The sequence below is a fragment of the Shewanella sp. 10N.286.54.B9 genome (genome assembly GCF_041468565.1).
Classification (GTDB): domain Bacteria; phylum Pseudomonadota; class Gammaproteobacteria; order Enterobacterales; family Shewanellaceae; genus Shewanella.
Map to the genome: position 1 here is coordinate 50,550 of NZ_JBFRIY010000017.1, position 24,933 is coordinate 75,482.

At 44.0% G+C, this 24,933-nt stretch carries 22 protein-coding genes; 15 read left to right on the forward strand and 7 right to left on the reverse strand.

Going from position 1 to position 24,933, the window contains the following annotated elements; all coding sequences use genetic code 11:
- Window positions 1–253: 253 nt before the first annotated feature.
- Entirely contained in the window at window positions 254–1,153 is a 900-nt protein-coding gene (locus AB4135_RS06095; RefSeq protein ID WP_371991202.1) for a hypothetical protein, read from the reverse strand.
- 311 nt (window positions 1,154–1,464) lie between these two features.
- Window positions 1,465–3,684 (reverse strand): S46 family peptidase, encoded by a 2,220-nt coding sequence (locus AB4135_RS06100; protein ID WP_371991204.1) that lies wholly within the window; start codon window positions 3,682–3,684, stop codon window positions 1,465–1,467.
- A 124-nt stretch (window positions 3,685–3,808) separates the two neighbouring features.
- Here AB4135_RS06100 and dnaB point away from each other — a divergent pair, with 124 nt between their 5' ends.
- The 7 genes from dnaB (at window position 3,809) to AB4135_RS06135 (ending at window position 12,656) form a co-directional block, all read left to right on the forward strand.
- Complete coding sequence (gene dnaB / locus AB4135_RS06105) at window positions 3,809–5,215, forward strand: replicative DNA helicase (RefSeq protein ID WP_044555628.1); 1,407 nt, start codon at window positions 3,809–3,811, stop codon at window positions 5,213–5,215.
- A gap of 93 nt (window positions 5,216–5,308) precedes the next feature.
- Entirely contained in the window at window positions 5,309–6,385 is a 1,077-nt protein-coding gene (gene alr / locus AB4135_RS06110; RefSeq protein ID WP_371991206.1) for an alanine racemase, read from the forward strand.
- A gap of 68 nt (window positions 6,386–6,453) precedes the next feature.
- Window positions 6,454–7,722: a hypothetical protein gene (locus AB4135_RS06115; RefSeq protein ID WP_371991207.1), complete on the forward strand. Its 1,269-nt coding sequence runs from the start codon at window positions 6,454–6,456 to the stop codon at window positions 7,720–7,722.
- Window positions 7,723–8,251: 529 nt separating this feature from the next.
- Window positions 8,252–10,783, forward strand: a complete 2,532-nt coding sequence (locus AB4135_RS06120) for a DMSO/selenate family reductase complex A subunit (protein ID WP_371991209.1) — start codon at window positions 8,252–8,254, stop codon at window positions 10,781–10,783.
- Between the two features lie 11 nt (window positions 10,784–10,794).
- Entirely contained in the window at window positions 10,795–11,439 is a 645-nt protein-coding gene (locus AB4135_RS06125) for a DMSO/selenate family reductase complex B subunit (RefSeq protein ID WP_371991211.1), read from the forward strand.
- Between the two features lie 51 nt (window positions 11,440–11,490).
- Window positions 11,491–12,213 (forward strand): molecular chaperone, encoded by a 723-nt coding sequence (locus AB4135_RS06130; protein ID WP_371991213.1) that lies wholly within the window; start codon window positions 11,491–11,493, stop codon window positions 12,211–12,213.
- On the forward strand, window positions 12,213–12,656 hold the full coding sequence (locus tag AB4135_RS06135) for a hypothetical protein (RefSeq protein WP_371991215.1): 444 nt from the start codon (window positions 12,213–12,215) through the stop codon (window positions 12,654–12,656). The genes AB4135_RS06130 and AB4135_RS06135 overlap by 1 nt, the downstream gene beginning before the upstream one ends.
- Here AB4135_RS06135 and AB4135_RS06140 read toward each other — a convergent pair.
- Window positions 12,653–13,282 (reverse strand): hypothetical protein, encoded by a 630-nt coding sequence (locus AB4135_RS06140; RefSeq protein WP_371991216.1) that lies wholly within the window; start codon window positions 13,280–13,282, stop codon window positions 12,653–12,655. The genes AB4135_RS06135 and AB4135_RS06140 overlap by 4 nt on opposite strands.
- Before the next feature lie 475 nt (window positions 13,283–13,757).
- Here AB4135_RS06140 and dusA point away from each other — a divergent pair, with 475 nt between their 5' ends.
- The 3 genes from dusA (at window position 13,758) to AB4135_RS06155 (ending at window position 15,693) form a co-directional block, all read left to right on the forward strand.
- On the forward strand, window positions 13,758–14,741 hold the full coding sequence (gene dusA / locus AB4135_RS06145) for a tRNA dihydrouridine(20/20a) synthase DusA (RefSeq protein ID WP_371991218.1): 984 nt from the start codon (window positions 13,758–13,760) through the stop codon (window positions 14,739–14,741).
- 224 nt (window positions 14,742–14,965) lie between these two features.
- The gene (locus AB4135_RS06150) at window positions 14,966–15,274 is read left to right on the forward strand and encodes a hypothetical protein (RefSeq protein WP_371991220.1); all 309 of its coding nucleotides are present in this window, start codon (window positions 14,966–14,968) and stop codon (window positions 15,272–15,274) included.
- A gap of 215 nt (window positions 15,275–15,489) precedes the next feature.
- Entirely contained in the window at window positions 15,490–15,693 is a 204-nt protein-coding gene (locus AB4135_RS06155) for a PspC domain-containing protein (RefSeq protein WP_371991222.1), read from the forward strand.
- Window positions 15,694–15,869: 176 nt separating this feature from the next.
- Here the strand turns inward: AB4135_RS06155 and AB4135_RS06160 are convergent, their stop codons facing one another.
- Entirely contained in the window at window positions 15,870–16,607 is a 738-nt protein-coding gene (locus AB4135_RS06160) for an enoyl-CoA hydratase-related protein (protein WP_371991224.1), read from the reverse strand.
- Between the two features lie 35 nt (window positions 16,608–16,642).
- Between AB4135_RS06160 and AB4135_RS06165 the strand changes: the two genes are divergently transcribed.
- From AB4135_RS06165 to AB4135_RS06175, 3 genes are read left to right on the forward strand one after another with little or no spacing between them, the layout of a single operon-like run.
- Entirely contained in the window at window positions 16,643–17,122 is a 480-nt protein-coding gene (locus AB4135_RS06165) for a copper chaperone PCu(A)C (RefSeq protein WP_371991226.1), read from the forward strand.
- A 12-nt stretch (window positions 17,123–17,134) separates the two neighbouring features.
- A complete protein-coding gene (locus tag AB4135_RS06170; RefSeq protein WP_371991228.1) occupies window positions 17,135–18,106 on the forward strand; it encodes a DUF2333 family protein in 972 nt (323 codons plus the stop codon).
- 2 nt (window positions 18,107–18,108) lie between these two features.
- Window positions 18,109–18,846, forward strand: a complete 738-nt coding sequence (locus tag AB4135_RS06175) for a TIGR04219 family outer membrane beta-barrel protein (protein WP_020910933.1) — start codon at window positions 18,109–18,111, stop codon at window positions 18,844–18,846.
- Window positions 18,847–18,912: 66 nt separating this feature from the next.
- Here the strand turns inward: AB4135_RS06175 and AB4135_RS06180 are convergent, their stop codons facing one another.
- Both AB4135_RS06180 and AB4135_RS06185 read right to left on the reverse strand, forming a co-directional pair.
- On the reverse strand, window positions 18,913–19,359 hold the full coding sequence (locus AB4135_RS06180) for a TIGR02444 family protein (protein WP_371991230.1): 447 nt from the start codon (window positions 19,357–19,359) through the stop codon (window positions 18,913–18,915).
- Window positions 19,360–19,414: 55 nt separating this feature from the next.
- The gene (locus AB4135_RS06185; protein WP_371991231.1) at window positions 19,415–21,325 is read right to left on the reverse strand and encodes an ABC transporter ATP-binding protein; all 1,911 of its coding nucleotides are present in this window, start codon (window positions 21,323–21,325) and stop codon (window positions 19,415–19,417) included.
- Window positions 21,326–21,487: 162 nt separating this feature from the next.
- Between AB4135_RS06185 and AB4135_RS06190 the strand changes: the two genes are divergently transcribed.
- The gene (locus tag AB4135_RS06190) at window positions 21,488–21,697 is read left to right on the forward strand and encodes a YheV family putative zinc ribbon protein (RefSeq protein ID WP_371991233.1); all 210 of its coding nucleotides are present in this window, start codon (window positions 21,488–21,490) and stop codon (window positions 21,695–21,697) included.
- A 72-nt stretch (window positions 21,698–21,769) separates the two neighbouring features.
- On the opposite strand, the gene AB4135_RS06195 is transcribed toward AB4135_RS06190, so the two are convergent.
- Window positions 21,770–23,080, reverse strand: coding sequence for a DsbA family protein (locus tag AB4135_RS06195; protein ID WP_371991234.1), 1,311 nt, complete (start codon window positions 23,078–23,080; stop codon window positions 21,770–21,772).
- Window positions 23,081–23,420: 340 nt separating this feature from the next.
- Here AB4135_RS06195 and dbpA point away from each other — a divergent pair, with 340 nt between their 5' ends.
- The gene (dbpA, locus tag AB4135_RS06200) at window positions 23,421–24,797 is read left to right on the forward strand and encodes an ATP-dependent RNA helicase DbpA (protein WP_371991251.1); all 1,377 of its coding nucleotides are present in this window, start codon (window positions 23,421–23,423) and stop codon (window positions 24,795–24,797) included.
- Window positions 24,798–24,933: the final 136 nt, after the last annotated feature.

Here is a 24,933-nt window from a genome sequence, read left to right on the forward strand (position 1 = left end):
GAAAAGCAGGAAAAGCAGGAGGGGTTGTACTCATTGCATTATCTAACACCCATTACCATCGATGCTAATTCATGTGAGTTAGCCAGACTCAGGATTTTAGCAATGTGAGTCCGAGTTTGTTTCAAGGTGAAACTAGCTTATTGGGACATATTTGTAACTCGTTTATCTTCCTTCAAGATAGTCCATTTAGCAGTACATTAATTTTTAGCAAAAAAACGGCCACTAAAGTGGCCGTTTTCAAGTACAAATTTATTTAGAATTTGTAATGTGCAGATAATTGCACTGAACGTGGAGCTGTATAACCGATAGGCTTTAAGTAGCCAGGGTTAATTGTGTCGCTACCTTGGTCAAGATCTTTTTGTTGATCGAGAATATAAGGATCTTGTGTGTTAAACACATTAAACACAGTCGCTTTTACTGTTAAACCTTCAGCGAAAGCTGGTGAGTAAGATAGACCTAGATCTAGATTAAACTCCCAATCAGTGCGGCCTTCAGAACCTCGTTCGGTTAACTCTTGTTCACCGGCTTCATTTTTACAATAAAAGCTCGAAGCGCCGTAGCGCTTAAAGTTTGGTGCATCATAAGCAGTTGAACCGTCGCCTTCTTCCATACCGTCAAGGCTTACAAAACCTTGGCAGCTCAATGGTGTACCTGACATTAGAGTTGCATTCGCTGAAACGAATAGCTCGTCAGTAATTTCATATACGCCATATAGCTTAAACTGGTGTCTTCTATCTGTTGGTAGGTCACCATCTGCGCCATGCATAAAGTTTGCGTGGTCAAAGTCTTGCGTCGCACCAGCATCCTCTTGAGCTAAAGACGAGTTAACATAACCCTCTGCATTACCCCAAGTTCTTGATAAAATGTAAGACATGTTAATCTTCCAGCTATCGCTGAACTGCTTATCTAGCACTAACTCTAAGCCTGCATACTTACGATCATACTCTGGTAGATTATGGTATGAATTCGGTGTAGTTGTGTTTGTTAGATTGCCATCATTATTCAGATCCATTGCAATGGTAATATCATTACCTGGATTGATTAATATACAACCTGCTAGTGAATGTGGGTCAAAGTTATCATAGCGATTATCAGCCGCCCAACGAGTGAAACCATCGTTCGCACAGAAATCATCCATACCACTTTGGATCATTTTACCCGTCACTTTAGCGCTAACGCTCCAATCATCACTAACAAACTGTTATAAGCGAGGTAAGGCCTTAATACTTAAGGTTGATTGATGGTTAGTTTTGTATATATACTTTTGTGAAAGGGGATCTAACTAGGTTCGGTTGTTCGCTTAGGGGGTTCTTCTGAAATACTTTGACGTAGTTTGAAATATTTAGACATGTATTCTGTTACAGCAGTAATATTATTTTGCAGATGACTGACTGGCATAAAAAATGGCAGTTAACTAAGTGGGGAGCTTAATTAACTGCCATTTTGTGTGTGGAGCAGAGCTTTTTAGTTTCTGACTAAATCTAGCTCTTCAATCAGGTTTTGTGCGTGATCGACTTCATCCATCATCCACAATATGTAGCGGATATCGACATGTACTGCACGGGTGATTGTTGGGTTAAAGAACCAGTCTTTAGTAATCGCTTCGTAAGTTGAGTCGAAGTTAAGCCCCACAAGTTCACCTTTGCCGTTAAACACTGGTGAGCCAGAGTTACCGCCTGTGGTATCAACGCTTGATAAGAAGTTAACGGGTACAGAGTTAAATTGCTCTGGCTTATCTAAACAAGAGAATAGGCGGCATAACCAAGATGCTGGGTCTTGATATACGGTTGTCACTTTATGACTGCCGTAACGCTGCTCTTCAATCGCTTTTAGTAGCTTTGCTGGGGCATTAAACGGTTCTACACCAGTATGTTTAGCTGGAATGCCTTCTAAGCGGGTAAATGGCTGTTTATAGAGTGCATCTTTAGATTGGTAGCCGTCGACCATACCGTAGGTGATCCGCAGTGTACCGTTAGCATCTGGGTATACCGGCCAGTTGTTAGACTTATAATAAGCGATGACCGCTTTCATGTAGTCCGGACGCGCCATCGACAGCTTACCTGCCAATGTTTTTGCTGCTTTCTCTCCAGCCATGTTCTTGTCATACAAGGCTACGGCAAGACGAATGAAAGGATCGGCACTGGTTTCAAATGCTGCAGCATCTGCTTCCATCCACGCAAGACGCTTGTCTTTATCTGTTAACGAGGTGAGTGCATAAAGCCCATCGAGTTTGTCAGCAAGACTTGCTTCAACATCACCTTCATTCAGCGCCGCGTCTAGCTCGCTTACACGAATGTCTTGATTCAGATATGCTTCTAAATCTTGTAACCAAAGTGTTTTATCAACGCTCACTGCAAAGCTTGAATCAAGACGCTTAAGACGTGCTTTAAACATCTTCATATCACGCTCTTGGTAGCCTTCTTCTCGCTCTGCATCTGGTTTAGCTTTCTCTTTTGCAAGGCGGTAAAGTTTGTTAGCTGTTGCCAATAATGCGCTACTTTGAGCATTTTCAAAGTAGTAACGTGTTTGGCGCTGTTTACGTTGCTCAACCAGTAACGTTTCTAACTCATCAAATTGAGTCTGGAAAGATTGGTAAGTTTTATCTTTTGCTAGCCATGCCTTGAAGTCATCTTCGCGGCCTTGCTTAATACCTGCGATATCTGTGGCTTTAAAGCCGTCGAGTAGACCGTTATACTTTTTCATGCGGTTGGCCATGCCGGCAAGTTTACCTGCGTATTTGATCTTCACTTCATTATTGGCAGCGCTCATGGCTTCAATGGTGTCTATACGCAACTGAAAACGAGTGGCAAGCGTTGGATATAACCAATCACTAGCAAACTCTAGCTCACTGGTTAAGCGGTAACGACTTGTTGAACCTGGGTAGCCCGCAACAAATACACCGTCACCTGCTTTAACACCATCAGCATTAATTTTAAGGTAACTTTTAGGCTGATAAGGCACGTTGTCTTTATTAAATACCGCTGGCTTGCCATCTTTACCAACGTAGGCGCGTAGGAAAGTAAAGTCAGCTGAATGACGAGGATACTCGTAGTTGTCGATATCACCGCCAAAGGCGCCAGCACTTTCTGGTGGCGCGTACACTAAGCGAACATCACGAATGATGAGCTGCTTAATCAGGTAATACTCAAGACCATTGTGGAAACTACGTACTGAACAACGGTAGTTATCATCTGACTCACACTCTTTAATGAGTGCTTTACGATTGGCTTGGATATTTTCATAGCGCAGTAACGGGTCGTTACCAATGTCTTGTTTTACCTGGGTCGATACGTTGGTGACCGCTTCAGTAATATACAGACGTTCATTTGGGCCTGCTGTAGGCTCTTTGTCTTTGCTGGTTGCTAAAAAGCCATCAGCTAAATAATTATGTTCTTTTTTACTGTTATATTGAATAGCACGGTAGGCACAATGATGGTTTGTGACAACTAAGCCTTGGGGCGAAACAAAACTGGCGGTACAATAGCCCAAACCGACAACGGCATTCATAGGGTAGCGAGTGAGATCGGCGAGTTGTTCTGCTGGGATATCAATACCGCGTTCACTGAGTTTGTCAGCGATAGAGGGCATCTGATACGGCTGCCACTGTCCTTCGTCAGCCATAACTGCTGAGGATGACAGTACCCCAGTAGAGAGAGCGATTGCGGCAATCAATGCATTGCGCATGTTCTTTCCTTATATTGTTTTTGTGTGTTTTATTTATCTGCAGGTCGTATGATGTTAATTGCCTGCTCTGCTTGAGCCCGTTTTATACCACATTTTGCTTAATCGTTGGAATTTTGGAGATTTAATGTCACAGCAACGCGCCTTTAAGGCCAAAGAAAAGCCAAGAGATATTCAGATGGATGCGCTGAAAATGCCGCCGCATTCAATTGAAGCTGAACAATCTGTTCTCGGTGGCTTGATGTTAGATTCTGACGCGTGGGATAGGGTCGCAGAGGCTGTTGTAAAGGAAGATTTCTATTCGCGAGCTCACTCAATGATTTTCAGTGCCATGGAGGTACTGGTGAGTGCAGGTAATCCAATCGATTTGATTACCGTCTCTGAGCAGTTAGAGCTTGAAGATCAATTAGAGGATGTGGGTGGTTTTGCTTACATTGGTGAAATAGCCAAAAATACTCCTAGTGCGGGTAACATTCACTCTTATGCCGATATCGTGCGTGAGCGTGCCGTTGTTCGTGACATGATTAAAGTCGCTAACGAAATTGCTGATGCAGGTTTTAACCCTGAAGGGCGTAATTCAAGTGAACTGCTTGATTTAGCCGAGACCAAAGTCTTTAAGATTGCTGAGCAACGCGCTAACGCAAACGAAGGCCCAGAAGGCATTAAAACCATTCTTGAGAAAACCGTCGATAAGATTGAAGAACTCTATAATAATCCGACCAGCGGCGTTACCGGCGTGTCGAGTGGTTTTGGCGATCTCGATAATATGACTGCAGGTTTCCAATCTGGCGACCTTATTATTGTTGCTGCACGTCCGTCGATGGGTAAAACTACTTTTGCAATGAACTTGTGTGAACAAGCAGCACTGCATGAGGATAAACCTGTACTTATTTTTAGTTTAGAGATGCCCTCAGAACAGATCATGATGCGTATGTTGGCATCACTTGGACGAGTGGACCAAACCAAAATTCGTACCGGACAACTTGATGACGATGATTGGGCACGCGTTTCTTCGACAATGGGGATTATGCTTGAGCAGGGCAAGATGTATATCGATGACGGCTCAGGCTTAACGCCAACTGAAGTCCGAAGTCGTGCTAGACGTGTTGCCCGTGAGTATGGTGGCCTATCGATGATCATGATCGATTACCTTCAGTTGATGCAGGTACCTGCGCTAAAAGATAACCGTACTCTAGAAATCTCAGAGATCTCTCGTTCACTTAAAGCCTTGGCAAAAGAATTAGAGATCCCCGTTGTTGCACTCTCTCAGCTTAACCGTTCGTTGGAGCAACGTGCTGATAAACGTCCTATTAACTCGGATTTGCGTGAATCGGGCGCAATCGAGCAGGATGCCGACTTGATCATGTTTATTTACCGTGATGAAGTGTATAACGATGACTCTGAAGATAAGGGCACAGCAGAGATTATTATCGGTAAGCAACGTAACGGCCCTATTGGGCGTGTACGCTTAACCTTCCAAGGGCAGTTTTCTCGTTTTGACAATTATGCAGGCCCGCAGTTCGAAGAAGATTAATTGTTGTTCATAACGATTTTTACTAACAATAAATCACTACAATAGAGCCTCAATGAGGCTCTTATTTTTTGATAACATCTAACAAGGCTAGTTTTGAAACCATTTCCACGAGCAGAGATCAGTCGTAAAGCGCTAAGCCACAATTTAGCCCGGCTGCATGAGTTGGCGCCTAACAGTAAAGTGATGGCGGTAGTAAAAGCTAATGGCTATGGTCATGGCTTGTTGAATGTCGCCCAGTGTTTAGGTGATGCTGATGGTTTTGGCTTAGCGCGCCTTGAAGAAGCATTGGCGCTACGAGCTGGTGGCGTGGCAGCTAAACTCCTACTACTCGAAGGTTTTTTCCGTATTGGAGATCTAACCACTTTAGTTGAACATGATATTGAAACCGTGGTGCATCATGAGTCTCAGCTGGAAATGTTGGAAAGTATAAATTTAACTAAGCCAGTTACGGTTTGGTTAAAAGTTGATAGCGGCATGCACCGTCTTGGCTTTTCGCCAGCGCAGTTCGACGCCACTTATCAAAGATTAATGGCCAATGACAATGTTGCAAAACCTATCCATTTGATGACCCATTTTGCTTGTGCCGATGAACCGAGTAACCCTAGCACTGCTGAGCAGCAGAGAGTATTCGATACCTTGACCAAAGATCTTCCCGGTGATCGCACTCTGGCTAATTCTGCTGGAGCTCTGTTTTGGCAGCAAAGTCAAGCAGACTGGATTAGACCTGGAATAGCACTTTATGGTGTCTCTCCAGTATTTGGCGATCTCGGAACTAAACATGGGTTACAACCGGCTATGGAGCTCGTTTCACAGCTGATTGCCATTCGTGAGCATAAAGCGGGCGAAAGTGCGGGTTATGGTAGCTTTTGGACCGCAGAGCAAGATACTAACCTTGGCGTGGTTGCTATCGGCTACGGTGATGGCTATCCACGCAATGCACCGCTTGGTACACCGGTATTGGTTAATGGTCGTATCGTGCCGATTGTTGGTAGAGTATCGATGGATATGTTGACGGTAGATCTCGGCATCGATGCAAACGATAAAGTGGGCGATCTCGCTGTTTTGTGGGGTAAAGAGTTACCCGTTGAAGAGGTGGCTGAGCATATTGGTACAATCGCTTATGAGCTCGTGACCAAGCTCACTCCTCGCGTTGCTGTTTGCCTAGATTGAGCAATAAATAAAGTTAAGTCGCTTTTGGTGAGGCGGGATGCCTGCCATCAGCGTGAAGATTTTTTAAATTGAAATTACAATTATTCATTTCTGCAGTGGCCTTGACGCTACAACCTTTAGCTTTTGCGAGCCCTACGACTATCACTAAACCGCAAAGTTCGTCTGCGGTAATAACTGAGCCATCATTCGAGCAAGAAAGCGCACCTGCTACAACAGCAGATGCAGAGTTTGTTGCGGTTCCATTTGCCTTCTCATCGGAGTCACTAAGCACTGCATTAGGCGCTGCAGGCGTGATAAAGCATGCGGGGCAGGTTCAAGCTTCCATTCTCGGAATCGGTTTATACAGTGCAAACGATAGTTGGGTTGGCTATTTAAGTGCGCATAATTATCAGATCCCTGAAGTCGATAGCTGGCTTTTTTCGGTTGAAACTTATCAGGCACAATTTAAAGAGGGGATTTATTACCTATTAGACTCTGCAGCGCCTCATCAGGAGGCCAATAAAGTGGTCACCTTTGGTGATGAATCCTATACCCGTATGCATGCAAAATATGTATTGCCATGGGGGCGTGGCAGTGCAGGTGCGGCACGTAGTTTGGCCCCAAGTAAAGAACCTATCAGTTGGGACCCACTGAGTTCTGGCGTGACCAGTATTAAAGTCAGTCCGTTTGTGCAAACTCGTGAGTTACAAGGCTATGAATACTTACCTGAAAAAGCGCAAGGCGTTGCGCTAGAACTTGATTGGGACAACCGCGATAACGGTAAAAACAGCACTCAAGGCGGCCAAACAAGCCTTAAAGTGAGCCGAGACTTTGGTTCTGATGAACGTAATAGTTGGACGACATGGGAGTTTGAGCAGAGCGCTTTCTTTGCTATAGGAAGCAACGATTGGTTTGCGCAACAGGTGATGGCATTTAACTTTTATTTGGCCGATACCCCGACTTGGAATGCGCGGAGTGGTAATAACTATCATCGGCCTCCTTCATTTGCTGGAGTGAGCTTAGGTGGTTTTGATCGCCTGAGAGGTTACGCCAGTAAACGCTTTACGGGTCGCTCTGCGGTGATGTACTCGGCAGAGTACCGCATTCAACCAAGATGGCAGCCATTACAGCAGTGGCCGGTATTTAACCTGTACGATATTCCTTGGTGGCAGTGGGTGGTATTTGCTGAAGCAGGGCAGGTAGCCGATGAGTTTGACGCAGCAGCACTGCATGAGGACTTAAAGTGGTCAGCGGGTATTGGTGCTCGCTTTGAAGTCGAGGACGTGGTTGTTCGTACTGAGCTAGCTTACAGTAATGAAGACAGTCAATTCTGGGTGATGGTTAATCAACCTTTTTAGACCTAGTTACTCCATATAGAAAGTGGAATGGTGTGATTGAAGCATGCGCTAACAAATAGAACAAAGGCACCATAAGGTGCTTTTGTCGTTTTTAACGCTTCAAAGTTGAGTGGGCAACAGCTGCTTTATGCTAGCCAGATGCAACTCGATTAAATATAAAGCCAAATAAAAGCGATTATCACTCTCTTTTTGTCTGCTTTTTGTTAATTCTGCGATATATTTAAGCTATTGTTTTTATTGTTTTTATTGAGGTGTTTCAAGTTGTATCTCACACTCAGTTAGATGAATGTGATCTTCTTACCAAAGTTAGTTAGCTAAGGTTAAACAAGCGAAAAACATTTAACGAACTTGCTCACGAAATGTTGAGCATTATGTTGATATTTACACTTCAATATCACATTTCTCTGAGCAAGTTTTTTTAATTATCAACATTAGGCAGACAATTACCTTATTAAAAGTGTGGGCAAACACGCACTTAAAATGCGCCATTTAGGCGTGACAATGTTGTTAAATGTCGAGGTAACGCAAAATGAAAAGACGTACTTTTTTGCAGGCAACCAGTGCCCTAACTGCTGGAGCTGTGTTGGTTGGCTGTGGTAGTGATGATGACTCTATTGATTGGACTCCCATTGAACCTGGTAAACCTATCCCACCCGATCCAGATAAAACTGCCCCTTACGGCTACAGTGCCTGTTTGGTGAACTGCGGCTCAAACTGCCCAGTAAAAGTTTTTACCAATGAAGATGGTTCTATCGCAAATATTGAAACTGACCACAATATAGAAGATGAAGCGGGCAAGCTGCATCAAGTTCGTGCTTGTGCTCGTGGTCGTTCGCTTAAGCAGCGCACTTATGCCGCGGATCGTTTAAAGCAACCAATGAAGCGTGTTGGTAAGCGAGGCGAAGGTAAGTTTGTGCCTATTACTTGGGATGAAGCTGCTGCTGAAATCGCCAGTGAATTACAACGCATTGCAGGGCAGTATGGAAACGACTCGATTTTAAAGCTTTACGGCACCGGTGCATATTACTCCGTTAAATCATCAAACTGGTTTAATCGAGTTTTGAACCTTAATGGTGGTTTCTTAAAAATTCAAGGTAACTATTCATGGCAGCAGCTTAACTTTGCGTCTGCAGCAACTGGGCATTATGGCACCAGTGGTTCAACACTTAATGGCTTAGTCAATTCAGATCTGTTTTTAGGCATAGGTTACAACCCGAATGAGATGCGTCAATCGGGTTCAGGCGAAGGTCGTGATTTCTCTGAAGCCTTAAAATCAAATCCAAATTGTGAAGTGATCATGGTCGACCCGCGTTATACCGACTCTTGTTTAGGTAAAGAAAATGAGTGGCACGGTATTCGACCAGGTACGGATTCTGCTTTTGCAGAGGCACTAATGTATGAAGCCATTTCTCAAGGGCATGTTGACCAAGCATTTATGGACAAGCATGTTTCTGGTTACGACAAAGCGTCATTAACAGCATTGAAAGCGGTGCTAGAAGCTGATGCCGAGAAAAAAGAACTTGCCCAATACGTAGATGATGAAGAAAACTTCCATGACTACATCATGGGTGTTGGTAAGTTTGTAGGCGAAGGTGCAAGAACACCGGCTTGGGCGGCAGCAATTTGTGGTATCCCAGAAGATGCGATTAAGTCAATTGCACAAAAAATCATGTCTGCTAAAAATGCCTTTATCGTTACTGGCGCAGGCGTAAACCGTCATGCCAATGGCGAGCAAGCGATGCGGTCATGCTACATGTTGCCATGGGTTTTCAATCAGGTTGGCCGTTTAGGCACTTCAAACGGAGCCATGCCATCTCAAGGCCGTTCTGGCTTAAGTGCTTCAGGTATTTCTGGGCTTTCAAATCCAATTGGCACCACCATTAGCTTCTATAACTGGGAAGAAGCGATCCGCAACCATGAGAACATGACTGGTAGAAGTCATGACGTTCGCGGCCTTGAAGATTTAGATACGCCACTTAGAACACCGGTTAAGTCTATTTTTGCTCTTAACTCTAATGCATTAATTAACCAACATTCAGAAACGAGTCTGACCGCCAAAACACTAGAAGATGAAACCATGTGTGAATTCATCGTTGTCAGTGATTGCTGGATGACGCCAAGTGCTAAGTTTGCCGACATTTTACTGCCAGATACTAGCTGGTTAGAAACTGATGACTTCGCATCAGCATCCTACGCTGCGGGTAACACAGGTTACTTAACTGCAATGCGCGGTATTGAGCCGATGTTTGATTGCCGCAATTACTTTGAACAGGGCTTAGCGATTGCTAAAGCCATGGGCAAAGAAGCGGAATACACCGAAGGTAAAACCGAAGAGCAGTGGATGGAGGAGGCCTACGGCAAAGCGGCTGCTAATGCTAATAACGCCAATGCGATTCCGGCGCTACCAGCAACATTCAAAGAAGCGCAAGATATCGGCATTTTCCACTATAGCAATCCAGAGCCTGTGATCTCTATGGACTCTTTTGTTAATGGCGGTGAACCACTTGGCACACCGAGTGGCAAAATTGAGATGTACTCAGTGAATATGGCCAAATTTGGCGTCGAACGTACATTTGATAAAGATGTTCAGGGAGATTACGTAACGGCTTTACCTAAGTACCAACGTACTTGGGGCGGCTACGAAGATAGCACTGAAAATGTTGATTCAGACTTCCCGCTACAGTTAGTCGGCTACCACACTAAAGGTCGTACACATTCTAGCTATCACAATGTTCCATGGCTACGTGAAGCGGTAGAAGATGCCGTGTGGATGAACCCCGTTGATGCGGCTGCTCGTGGCCTTAAAGATGGCGACATGACGCAAGTGACAAACCAGTATGGCACATTAGAAGTACCGGTGCGCATTACGCTGCGCGTTATGCCTAATGTTGCTGCACTTGGGCAAGGTGCTTGGTATGCACCTAACAAGAGTCGTTTAGATGCTAATGGTAATCCAATTGATGAGGGGGGATGTATTAACACGGTTACGCGTTATCAACCATCACCTTATGCCAAAGGTAATCCACAACATACCAACCGTGTTCAGGTTAAGGCCAAGTAGGGGAGTAGATCATGACTAATTTAATTAAAACAACTGAAGCGGAACAAGTTCAATACGGCTTCTACTTCGATAGTTCTAAATGTACTGGCTGTAAGACATGTCACGTATCGTGTAAATCCCGCGGCGATCTGCCTGAAGGAATTATTCAGCGCCGTGTTTATGAGTTTGTTGGCGGTAGCTTTAGTGAAAATGCTGACGGTAGCTACAGCAATGACATCCATACACATTACACGTCAATTGGTTGTAACCATTGTAGTGAGCCAGTCTGTGTTAGTACCTGTCCAGTGGGTGCTATGCATAAAGAGCAAGATACAGGATTGGTTAAAACCAACGACGAAAAATGTATTGGCTGTAATATGTGTGCCCAGGCTTGTCCATATGACGCTCCTCAAATGGATACCGAACGTAAGAAAATGACCAAGTGTGATGGTTGCTCTGACCGTTTAGAGTTAGATAAGAAGCCAATTTGTGTCGAATCTTGCCCGTTACATGCGCTTGATTTTGACACCATGGAAAATCTAGAAGCTAAGTATGGTAAAGGTGATACTCACCTGAAGCCACTACCAGATTTTTCTGTGACTAAGCCTAATCTGATTGTTAAAAATAACCGTCACGCTGGCAGAGGTGGCGCGGTTATTAATAGCAGAGAAGTGTAATTGTTAGCACGGGGCGCCTATGGCGCCCTGTTTACTTGATGTGAGGTAAAAATGACAGAGTTAAAACAAGCCACTTTAAGTCCAATGGCAAGCTTGCGTAGTGAGAAGTCTGCTGCTGTTTTTGATATTGAGGAAGCGGCTGGCATTGCCAAGCTGTTGCATAACGTCTATTTCGCTTACCCAAGTACTGATTTCATAAACTTACTCGCGCAAAATGAGATCAGCAAAAGTTGGCATATGTTTGCCAGCAACGAAGACTATCATTTAGGAGTAAGTCATCTTTCTAGCTATTTAGAGAGCTGGAACGGCGACAAACTAACAGAGCTAATGCTTGATTATGGCGATCTTTATTTCGGCGCGAGTATGCCTCTGGCTCTACCTTGGGGTTCATGCTGGTTAACTGAGCAGCGCTTGCTAAATGACACCAGTACCCATGAGTTACTTCGGTTTTATAGTGACCATGGTATCGCGTTGCAGCTAGAGAGAAATCAGCCCGCTGACCATATTGGCATCTTTTTGTCAGTGATTTCACAGCTATTAACTGTTATGTCTGATCCAACAAAAGAGAGTCTACACCTAGAGACCAAACAGGTACTCACGCTATTGTTATCAAACCATCTGCTGACTTGGACGGAACCCTTTTTACAAGCCAGTATTGATAACGCCAAAACCGATTTTTATCGCGGTATGGCATTATTATTAAGAGATCTGTTGCATGCATTAACCACCGAGTTGAATATCCTGTCAGCGGTGCATAACAAGAGTAGACACTAATGAGTGTTATAGCGGCAACACGGTTACAATTTAGGAAGAGTGCTTTTGCCGAGGAGGTTGTAAAGTACTTGGTTGCCGACAATGAAATCCGCGATCTATTTAGTGCCGCTACCTCATTGGAAACCACCAGTCACATTATCGCGGCTGTTGTGGGTGGGGAAGCGCCTGAACTGTTTGAAGTCAGCCCAATGAGCGATGTGTTAATGTTTAATTCGCTATTTATCTGTCTGAGAGTGCTATTTGTGAAACAGGTTCAGGGCACTGATTTGAGTCAAGGTGAGCAGCAGATTGTTTCTTTGGCGAACCGCTTCGCCAAAAAACTCGCCAACAACGACAACAATAGCCTTCACCTAAAAGGAAATATTGAACTGGTTATAAAGCTATATAACCAGTTACAGGCACATGCTAGAGCGGAGCTAAAAAGCCACCGCTCTATGTGTTAGTCATTATTAATGCTGAGGTAGCCCAGTGATTTAGACCAAACTGGCAATGAGAACTGGCTGACTAAAGTTGTGGCAGTAGGGTCTGAAATACTGTTAAGGCCATCATAGCCACCTGAAAGGTATATCGTTTCAACTTGAGTATCGGATTTGGAACATTTTATGGCTTTTTCTAATTGATACTTACTAGTAAACTTTGTCACTTCAAAACTTGAACTGGCAATGCCATGACTATCGAACGCGGTTATCTTGGTACCTCGGCTGCGAACAATGGGGTAATGCTGTTTGGCTTGTTCAGCGGCTCTGTCTCGAGCCTTTGATAGCGCAAATTTGATCTCATCAAGTGAATTCAATTGGTTTTGGGATTGTACAATGGGGCGCAGCTGTGGCGAACCAGCGCTTAGGCTTACCGTAAAGTACTGGCCATGAAACTTAATCGTTGAGTGATCTTCAATAGTGACATGGCTTCGGCCCGCTAATTCTGCATGCGTTTCTAGCCAAAAACAGGGTTTGCCTTTGTTGCTTAGATCTTGAAAAACAGCAATCGGATTCAGTCCCTCTGCAATGGCACTATCGAATGCAGAACAAACCTTATAGATCTTTCCTATTGATGATTTAAGTTGGATCAAATCCCCCCCTTTTAAGAGGATGGGGTTTTCTTGGTTTATTGTAGGCTTCCATGCTGAGACGGCTGAACTTTTTTTCTGTAGTTTGAATGTCATTTTCCAATACCTTATTGTCTCAGGAACAAACGGATTTTTACAAATTAGCCAGCAAATTCAAGCGTTGCAATAGTTATTGCGACTAAGATCTTTAAGTTGTGATGCTGGTCTTTACAGCTGTTATTTGCTTGTTGGAGAGTGTTTTGACTTGGTTGCGTTTTGAATTTTGAGAAACTTTCGCTTAACCTGAGGTGGTGCCATAAAAAAGGTTTGAATACGCTTCTATTAGATAGATAAATGGGGAGAAGCGGGTTAAAAGAGTAGGCTTTCATTTGCGACACTTTATGCTGATTGCTATAAGGTAGTGCTGTCGTTTTTACGGGGAGCAGTGTAAAATGCGCGCCCGGCTCGGCTCTTGTTTTCGCTTTATTTGGTAAATTATATGCAACCTCAACTCAATCGCACTTTTTCCATTGCTCCTATGCTTGATTGGACGGATCGCCATTATCGTTATTTTGCCCGATTGATGTCTGCTGAAGTGCTGCTGTATACCGAGATGGTGACCACTGGTGCGATAATTCACGGTCGCGGTGATTACCTTGCTTATAACCAAGAGGAACATCCTGTTGCTTTGCAACTAGGAGGTTCAAATGCTACCGATCTTGCCACGTGTGCCAAACTTGCCGCTGAGCGCGGCTATGATGAAATAAACCTTAATGTAGGTTGCCCGTCAGATCGTGTTCAAAATGGTCGTTTTGGGGCCTGTTTGATGGCAGAGCCTGAGTTGGTTGCCGAGTGTGTTGATGCCATGAAGCAGGTGGTTGATATTCCAGTAACGGTAAAAACCCGTATTGGTATTGATGAACAAGACAGCTATGAGTTTTTAACCCAGTTCATCGATACGGTTAAAGCGGTGGGTTGTAATGACTTTATCATTCATGCCCGCAAAGCGTGGTTGCAGGGTTTAAGCCCGAAAGAGAACCGTGAAATACCAGAGCTAGACTATGAGCGGGTATATCAGCTAAAACGTGATTATGCTGATCTCAGCATCAGTATTAATGGTGGAGTGAAAACACTCGCCGAGTGTAAGACTCATCTTGAGCAACTTGATGGTGTCATGGTCGGGCGCGAAGCTTACCAGAATCCTTATATATTGGCTGAAGTCGACCAACAGTTATGTGGTATCGATAAAGCTGTTATCAGTCGAGATGACGTTTTAGAGAAACTACTTCCTTATATGGAGAAACATCTGCAAGCGGGTGGTAAGTTGAATCATATCACTCGCCATATTATTGGTTTATTCCAAGGCGAAGTTGGCTCGCGGGTATGGCGTCGATATATCAGTGAAAATGCACATAAAACGGGTGCAGGTATAGAAGTGGTAACCCAGGCTAGACAAGAGATGAAAGCAGTCGTTAGCCTTTAATTCTCGCGATATTATACCGCTAAAAGATCATATGTAGTGAAATTCACCAGTGCATGGTGAGTTTCACTAACCTTCGATACTCCTCGTTATTACCTCTGTTTCTATTCTTGATTCAAAATCTACAAAAACAATATTATTCAATGGTTTACTTTGTTTTTTGAAAGTTGGCACGCCACTTGTATTAGTCTCTATGCAATTAGGCGAAACTCGAAAAGGAATCCATTATGTTTAATTCTATTGTTATGAAGACTGTAAAGACCTCTGTACTAACTGTTGCGCTATTAGGTGCAAGTTTATCTGCTCAAGCTGAGACATCGTTAGTCTCGGAAGTAGCAAGTAACATTGAGCAAAATATCAGTGCTCAAATGCAAGATCTAGTTACAAAAGCGCAGACGGAATTGAGTCTCTCGATTCAATCTCAAATGTCAGAAATGATGTTCGAACTAGATAGCAGTGAAGAGCTTAAAGCAAATTCACTCGCTGCTGAAAAAGCTGAAACACCGCTAGTAACAAGCGCACTAATTAAGGACTAATTATGTGGTTTATTGCTCAGTTTGCTGGCTTGCTTCTGTTGCCTGTGATTAGTTTAGCGATGTTTGCTTGTCTTGTTTGCTCGCTGCAGTGGCACAAGTTGAAAGATTAAGTGATTGGTTTAGCCATGTAGCTACCAACAACTGATTTATTTGAATAGTTTTGAGTGAGTAGAGCTTCTAATGTTGAAATACTCATAGATATTAGGGAGATTGAAATGGCTGATTTAATTAGTAGGTTAAAAGACCCATCATCGTTGGTTTGTGGTGTGGCTGCGTCAATGGCCGATAAATTTGAATGGTCGTGTTTGTGGACGCGTATAGTGTGTGCCGTGGCTGTATTTTGTAACCCTGCAATGGGACTCGTCATTTACTTTGTATTGGCGCTGTTATTACCTAAATGGGAAAAGCCATGCCAATAGTCTTATATAGAGAACTGCAGGTAGTTAGGTTAACTAATAACACTAACAGTGCCGTGATTAAAGAAACCGTTTCGGTGGGGGCAAGACAGAATAACGTTTTTTGAAAGTATGCTTGTTAATCAATATACGATTCCAAGCATACTTTCGCCGCGCAAAGTTATTGTTAAAGCAGTAAGCTAGCGCTTAAGAAAAGCGGCAAAACGTGCTTTTGCTTCATCACTTGCTAATCTAGCTCCAAACTCTACCAGCTCTTTTTCCATCTGCGCTCTGATCGCCTCTTTGTTATAACGCATTAACTGCTTAGTCGTTTGCAGTGAGATGGGTGGTTGTTCAGCCAGTTTCTTAGCTTGACTCAGCGCAAACTCAAAAATGTCTTCATTGGCAACCACAGCGTTAATTAAACCGTATTGCAGTGCTGCATGAGCATCAAAACTTTCACCCAACATTAATAGCTCTGCGGCTTTTACGTGACCGACAACTTGAGGCAGTAAAAGACTGGCACCGGCTTCTGGTACTAACGCTAGCTTTACAAAGGGTAGCTGGAATTTTGCAGTGTTATCAGCGTAAACCAAATCACAATGCAGCAGTAAGGTTGTACCTATACCAACGGCGGCTCCTGTGACAGCTGCAACCACTGGCTTTTTCAAATCAAGTAGGCAAAACAAGAATTGGAATGCAGGGTGATCTACACCTAAGTTACTATTTTTTAAAAAGTCAGCCACATCATTGCCAGATGTAAAGCATTGTGCCTGACCCCGGAACATAAAGGCTCGAATTTCATTGTCCGATTCACCTTGGATAAGGTATTCTGTCAGCTGTGTATACATTTGAAGGTTAAGTGCATTGCGCTTGTCTGGACGATTAAACGTAATAATGCGTACCCCGTTATCGTCCTTAACCTGAATCGTACTCATTCGTTATGTCCTCATGTTGCGAATTGGGTTTTAAAATGGAGTTTAAGACATTGAAGCAAATATTCAAACAACTGTTTAACATTACTCTGTTAAGCGGTTTTTCATTGACGGCTTTTGCACAGGTGATGCTCACCGATGGTTATGTTCGTGCAATGCCTGCTAGCGTGCCCAATACCGCTGCTTATATCACTTTAGAAAATCATGGCCCAGCGACTCGCCTAGTTTCGGTTACAGTTCCGTTTGCGAAAGAGGCTCAGTTGCATACACTTGTCGATGAAAATGGCATGATAAAAATGCGCCAAGTTGATGGCTTTGACATAGACTCTCATAGCAGCTTAGTGTTGTCAGAATCAGGCAATCACATAATGTTGTTGGGCTTACACGCGCCTTTAGCTGAAGACAGCAAAGTAGAGCTAACCTTAAACTTTGCAGATGGCCAGCAACAAGTGATTTCACTGCCGGTAAAAAAACAAGCCGGCTCAGCAGAGTCTGAACACCATCATCACCATCATTAGGAGTAACAGCAAATGCAAATGACATGGAAGAAAGGCGTCGGTATCGCCGCGGTGATCTTTTTGATTGGCTACTTTGTTGCCGTTTGGTGGAGCGTTGAGCCTGATGTTATTGAACAAGAAGTTTATAAACAAGACAATGGTCGCCAAGTTACGGGTTATGCCACGACAACATCGCTAATTTTAACGGTCGAAGCATTGCTAGATAAACAAGGGGGATGGTTGTCGAATGATGTTACACCACCTTCGATTCTGATGGACAACATGCCAGCATTTGAATTTGGCGCCATTGAGCAGGCCCGTGATTTAGCGCTAATTATGCGCAAAGAGTTTAGCCGTTCTCAGTCTCAATCGACAGCCGATAAAGACTTACTGGCTGCTCACTCTAAACTAAATATTGAGCACACGAGTTGGTTAGTACCAAGTGCTGAAAGTGAGTACCGTGATGCTATTAAGTTATTGAAGTTGTATCGCGCTCGCATGGTGGCAACCGAAAACCCAGATGCACAGTTTTATGCGCGAGCGGATAATTTAAATGAATGGCTCAAAGAAGTGCAAAAGCGCCTCGGCAGCATGTCACAACGACTCTCTGCAAGTGTTGGGCAAGAGAGACTCAACACTGACCTATCTGGCGATAGCTCGGCAAGACAATCTACACCTGGTTATGTAGCACAAGAGATTAAAACCAGCTGGTGGAAGATTGACGACGTGTTTTATGAGACGCGCGGTGCGACATGGGCACTGCTTAACTTCATGAAAGCGGTGGAAGTTGATTTTGCTGACGTGTTAAAGAAAAAGAATGCTCAAGTGAGTTTGCGACAAATCATTCGTGAACTTGAAGAAACACAGCAATCCGTTTGGAGTCCTATGATCCTTAATGGTTCTGGCTTTGGGGTTGTCGCCAATCACTCTTTAGTGATGGCAAACTATATCTCGCGCGCAAATGCCGCGGTTATCGATTTAACTAACTTATTGACTCAAGGTTAACTATGAAAAAGACATTATTAGCGTGTGCACTATTAGGCTCCCTAGTCGGCACTTCTGCTCATGCTGCTTCTGTTGTTGGTTTTAAAGTGGGTGGTGATTACTGGCAAGCTGATACCAGTGGTACTTTTGCAGAAAGAGGCCAGCCGCAGCAAGAGTTTAACTATAAAGACTCTTCGCAAGGCAGTATCTGGGTTGCTATCGAGCATCCAATTCCATTGATCCCGAATGTTAAGATCCGTGAGAATAGCTTAGAAGGTAAAGGCAGCATGTCAGGTGCTGATTTTAACTTTAATGGTCATAACTTCATCGGTGATGTAAACGCAACGACTGACCTAAGTAATACTGATTTTGTGCTTTATTACGAGATCCTAGATAACGATATCGTTGCGTTAGATATTGGTGCTGCATACAAGCTTATGCATGGTGAATTCCGCGTTGCAGATGCTGGCCACCCAGAAAGAAAAGATATCGATAGCGGTATTGTGATGGGCTATGTTGACGCACAAGTGGGCATACCTGGTCTTGGCCTTTACGGTTTTGCAGACATCATGATGGGCGTAGACGAGTCAAATGTTTATGACTATTCAGTGGGTCTTGGTTGGAACTTCGATGGTACTGCACTTGATTACCGTATTCGCGCTGGTTACCGTGACTTCAAATTTGATGTTAATGGCTTTGATGGCGTGACTGCAGACATGCAGTTTAAAGGCTACTTTGCCGGTGTAGAATTGGTTTTCTAAGCTGTTTTAGTGCCGTGTGATTTAAATGAAATGCCAGTCTCAAGACTGGCATTTTTGTAACTATTTTCAGATGTATTCGTTGATTAGCATTGGATAGTCACTTTCGCTTAAATTAAACAGTGATAGGTAGCTTGCTAAATTGCAGCTCTCTCCATGCCAGCTTAATTGGTTGAGGCTATGCAAGATAAGCTTTTGTGATTTACGCTCCAACATTAACTCCACATCCAGCATCTGTTGATACTCATCTGCAGCTAAACAAGATTTACTTAACCGGCGTAGCTTTCTATAGGGAAGCAGTACTCGTGATTCCCATTTAAAAGTATCTTGTTGCAGCACTTGCCACTGTTCTAGCGAAAGAAAATGGCTCTGTTTATTGAGCCAAGTCGCCAGCAACAATAGATTCACGTTTACTTGGTGCTTATCTTGTAACTCTAGGCATATTTGTTGATGCTTTAGATAGATATCATCACAATCTTGCCAAAGCTGTCCATCAAGTTTGTTGAAAAACGTCATGTTCATTATCCATTGAAAAGGGGCAGTACCCCTTTGAACTTTCCATATTGTCTAGTCAGACTGAAGCGCGAACATTTTGTTCAATCTCTTCTATCTGTTCTTGAACTTCCAGCCATTCCATCTCGCTTTCTTCTAACCCTTGAGTGAGCTTGGTGCGTTCATTTAGCACTTGGGTAAGCTTGGGTTTATTATCAGCATCATAGAGGCTGGCATCCGCTAACATCTCTTCCAACTCACTCAAACGGTCACTGGCTTTTTGTTGCTCTTTCTCTAGCTTGGTTTGGATTTTTTTCATTGGTGATAGTTTTTGCCTAAGCTCGGCTTCCAAACGTTTTTGCTGTTTCTTGTCTTGAATGGGTTTAGCTGTTGCCGCGGCATCATCTTTATTGGCCGTCTTCGCTGCATCCAGTAACCATTGATGATAATCATCAAGATCACCTGCAAAACTCTTCACTTCACCTTGGTCGACTAAGTAATAATCGCTACAACTTAGACGCAGTAAGTGCCTATCGTGCGAGACAATAATCATCGCGCCTTCAAATGACTGTAGCGCCATTGTCAGTGCATGACGCATCTCTAAATCTAAATGGTTGGTAGGTTCATCGAGTAGTAATAGGTTAGGGCGTTGCCAAACCAGTAGTGCCAACACCAGACGCGCTTTCTCTCCCCCCGAGAACGGGCGCACCGGGGCAACGGCCATATCGCCGTTAAAGCCATAGCCACCTAAAAAGTTTCGTAGCTCCTGCTCTTTAGCGTTAGGAGCAAGGCGGGCAAGGTGTTGCAACGGCGTATCATCTAAGCTTAGAAACTCTAACTGATGTTGGGCAAAGTAGCCGATATTCAGACCTGGATTGGTTTCGTACATACCTTTCATTGGCGATAGTTCACCGGAAAGCAGTTTGACTAAGGTTGATTTACCCGCACCATTTCGACCGAGTAAACCGATGCGTGCGCCGGGTACTAAGTTCAGGTGAACCTTCTTAAGGATTTCAGTTTCGCCGTAACCGATAGAGACTTGCTCCATGGTCACTAGCGGGTTAGGTAGTGCCTCTGGCTCTCTAAAGGCCATATGAAACGGGCTGTCAGCTTGTGATGGCAAAAGCTCTGTCATGCGTTCAAGTGCTTTTAAGCGGCTCTGTGCTTGCTTAGCTTTACTGGCTTTATAGCGAAAGCGGTCTACAAATGACTGCATGTGCGCTCGCTCTTTTTGCTGACGTTCAAAAGCGACTTGTTGCTGTGCCATGCGCTCAGCACGGACACGTTCAAAGGCGGTGTAGTTGCCTTTGTAGTAATTTAATTTGTAATTTTCGACATGGACAATTTCGTCGACAATACCGTCGATAAAGTCACGGTCATGACTGATCAGAATCAAAGTGCCTTGGTAGGCTTTAATCCAACCCTCTAACCAGTACATGGTGTCTAAATCCAAGTGGTTGGTCGGTTCATCGAGTAGCAGTAGATCAGATCGGCATAATAATGCTTGGGCTAAGTTTAAGCGCATGCGCCAACCACCAGAAAAGCTCTTCACTGGATTTGACTGCTCCGCTTCGCTAAAGCCAAGACCCGCTAATAGACTGGCTGCGCGGCTGTGGATTGCGTAGCCGCCAATGGCGTCTATTTTTCCGTGCAATAATGCAATCTTATGACCATCATCACGCTCTTGAGCTTGATGTAGTTGAGCTTCAAGCTCACGGTATTCGGTATCACCATCAATGACATACTCAATGGCGGCCACTTCTAGTGCGGGTGTTTCCTGGGCTACAGTGGCGGTCTGCCAGCCAGCAGGCATGGAAAAGTCACCTTTATCCAATGAGATCTTGCCTAAGATAAGTGCAAGTAAAGATGACTTACCGGTACCGTTGGCTCCGACTAAGCCCACTTTGTGGCCCGGATAAACGGTTAACGATGTTTCGTCGAGTAGGGTTTTAGACCCGCGAACGAGTTGAGCTTGAGAGATGGTGATCATTTATGCCGACTTGAGTCTGAGTTAACGCAATTATTGCTGGGGATAATAGCTTACAATCTAGTCTGACTGCTATGACCAACGGCCAAAAACTCTGGCTATGTATCGGCTTATTTGTACTTTTGTGGCAAAATAGCCGCGAATTTACCCTTAGGGATCTAATTGATGACGACTACCACCAAGAAAGTGAAGAAACGATTTGTTGCCGGCGCTAAATGCCCAAAGTGTAAAGCGCAGGAATCTATCGTGCTGTTTAAAGATAATGGCATTGAAACGGTAGAGTGCGTTGAGTGTGATTATCGAGAACAACAAACCGATGACAAAGTGGCTAAGAAAGCCACTGGTGCCGTGATAGGTGTCTTTAATCCGGAGTAAGGCAATAGCGGTTGCTAGTCGCAAATAATATGCTCACGCGATGACTGTTAGAAAATGAATTGCAGAGGGCTTTTAATCGTTTTGAGGGTTAAGGTACTGCTCTATTCTCGCGAGCCTATCTTGTCCCCAGACACTAAGTTGTAGATGCTTATCTTGATAATGAAAACTTGGCACTCCCCACAGACCGAGCGCTAGCATCTCATCGAGATTCTGTTGTGCCCATTGACGCCAGTTCGATTGCCCTAACAGGCTTTGGGCATGCTGCCAATCTAAGCCACTACGCTCAACAATACATTTAAGGCCTGCATCGGTCTGGCTATGCACACCTTGGCTATTGACTGCACGTGAGTAACTTAATAGGTACTCAGTGGCTTTTCCTTGCTTTTTTGCATATTCGAATATTGCGTAGCACCTCTCTACACCTTTACCTAAAGGGTCAGCGACTTTGCCATAATCTATATTTAAGCGACGAGCTTCGCGAGTGGTGTCGTGAAAAATATACATTTTTTTGGCTTTGGGCACGGTTAAGCCACGCATCACCATCGGCAATACAGGCTTGATGACTAATGGTATTTGATATGTCTTGGTAAGTTCTACAGCTTGCTCTAAGCCTAAGTAGGAGTAGGGGCTGCGGATAGAGAAATAAAGCGTTAACTGCCGCTGATTGTTGTCGTTGAGTTTGCTTGTTTTTGCCAGGGGAGCAAGCTTGAGTCTAGTTTTGGTAAATAGGGGAGCTATAGCTTGCTCACTAATAGCGCTTATACGCTGTTCTAAATAGGCGAGCCTATCGACTCCCCAATACCATTCGTTGCCATAATAAATTGTGCCAGCTTGGTAGTGGCCCAGCGTTTTCAGTAGTGCACTATTGCGCGCTAACGTATCATTCTCTAAATGGCTCAAAAGCGCGTTGCTACTGCTGGACTTACCCTGCCAAAATTGCTCAAAAACCGTGATGAATTGCTGAAGATCTGCGGTCGAAGAGTCGCAAGCTAACAGCGATTTGATAGCCTTGATCTTATGTGAGCGGTTACTTAAATCTGTGTCAGGAAAGTTTAAACCATATAGTTTGGCCAAATATTGACAGTCGCTGAAGGCATTTTGTTGCCAAAGAATAGGCTCTGGAAAAGCATTCTTAGCATATGAACATATTGGATGAAAGGACAACTTCAGTGACGTAGATGCGCTGTAGCGCGGAACAAACCGTGCTAAGGCTTGCAGCAAAATATAGCTGTAGGGATCATCAATCTTAATAAACACTTTTAGATTGTGAGGCTGGCGTAGCAGCTTGCGTTTAAGCTCAAAAAGATAGCGTTTACTGTTAAGCAGCTCATTGCTGGATAAACACTGTGCAAGATAAGGCATTACAGCTGTTTTAACTGACATGATAATGAGTTAATTGAAGAAGTTAGTTTTAACATAAGCGGCAAAGCGTTAAAGGTAAAGCGCTGGGCGTCATCTTTATTGCTGAAAACGCGTGGGTATGCTGCATCTATTGTAATAACTGCTACAATAGCGCGCTATAATAGTTAGCATTCATCACCGACAATTTAGGCCTTGTGTATAAAAGGCCCTTGTCACTATATTTTATCGCTGCAGAGAATCGGCATAATCGCCATCTGTATTGAACTGGTTAGCTGTTATTGACCAGTAATATGCTTCATTCTCGCGGTGAATACTTAGGAAAGAAACTTTGACTCAATCAGTCCTCGATACCGATGGCCAAGTGCCGTTTTCAACCCTAAAGCTCAAAACTGAGTTACTCGACAACTTAACCACTATGGGTTACGAGTCGATGACGCCGATTCAGGCGCAGAGCTTACCTGCAATCCTTAATGGGGAAGATGTCATTGGCCAAGGAAAAACCGGATCGGGCAAAACGGCTGCTTTTGGTTTGGGTCTACTGCATAAATTAGACGTTAAGCGTTTCCGTATTCAATCTTTAGTCTTGTGCCCAACCCGTGAGTTGGCAGATCAAGTCGCTAAAGAGATCCGTACTCTAGCGCGCGGTATCCACAATATTAAAGTCCTCACTCTGTGTGGCGGTGTGCCAATGGGGCCGCAAATCGGTTCGCTTGAGCACGGCGCACATATCATTGTGGGTACGCCTGGACGTATTATCGATCATTTAGATCGCGGTCGTTTGGATCTAGAGAACGTCAATACCTTGGTATTAGATGAAGCCGACCGCATGCTCGAAATGGGTTTTCAAGTTGAACTTGAAGGCATTATGGAGCAGATGCCTATTGAGCGTCAGACACTATTATTTAGCGCAACATTCCCTGAGCAAATAAAATCGATTGCCGATCAGATCATGTTTAAGCCGGTGATGGTTAAAGTGGCATCGACCCATGCTGGTAATACTATTGAGCAACACTTCTATGAAGTGGGTAATAACAATGACCGTATGCGTGCATTGAAGTTACTGTTATTGCAACACAGACCTGAAAGCGCAGTGGTGTTTTGTAACACCAAGCGTGAAACCAAAGATGTGGCGGCGCAACTTAAAAATGATGGTTTCAGCGTAGTGGCATTGCATGGCGATCTTGAACAAAGAGACAGAGATCAAACCTTGCTGCAGTTCGCCAACAAAAGCGTGTCGATTATGGTGGCAACAGATGTTGCAGCACGAGGACTGGATATTGATGCACTGGATGCGGTTATCAACTACCACATTGCCTTTGATACCGAAGTTCATATTCACCGTATTGGCCGTACTGGCCGCGCGGGGAGTAAAGGTGCGGCACATACGTTCTTTAGCGATGAAGATGGCTACAAAGTCGCATTATTGGAAGATTATCTTGAGCGAGATATTGTTAGTGAAGGGCTACCTTCAGAGCATTTACTCGATACTTTCCCGACTCAGCCAAGCATGATTACTCTACAAATCGATGGCGGTAAAAAACAGAAGTTGCGTCCCGGCGATATTCTAGGTGCACTGACTGGTGATGACGGCATTGAAGGTAGTGAAGTGGGCAAAATTAAAATTACTGATTACCGCTCATATGTGGCTGTTAATCGTAAGGTTGCTAAGCGCGCACTACACAAAATAGTTAATGGTAAATTGAAAGGGCGTTCATATCGCGCCTGGGAAATGCGTTAACGACTAAATAATTTTGTGGTTGAGCCGATAAAAATCCAGAGTCACTCTGGATTTTTTATAGCTGTTTTAAAAGGTGATAATACACTGCTGGTGTTTGTCACAACTATTGATTTTAAGGTTTAAAGTAGGATTCTTT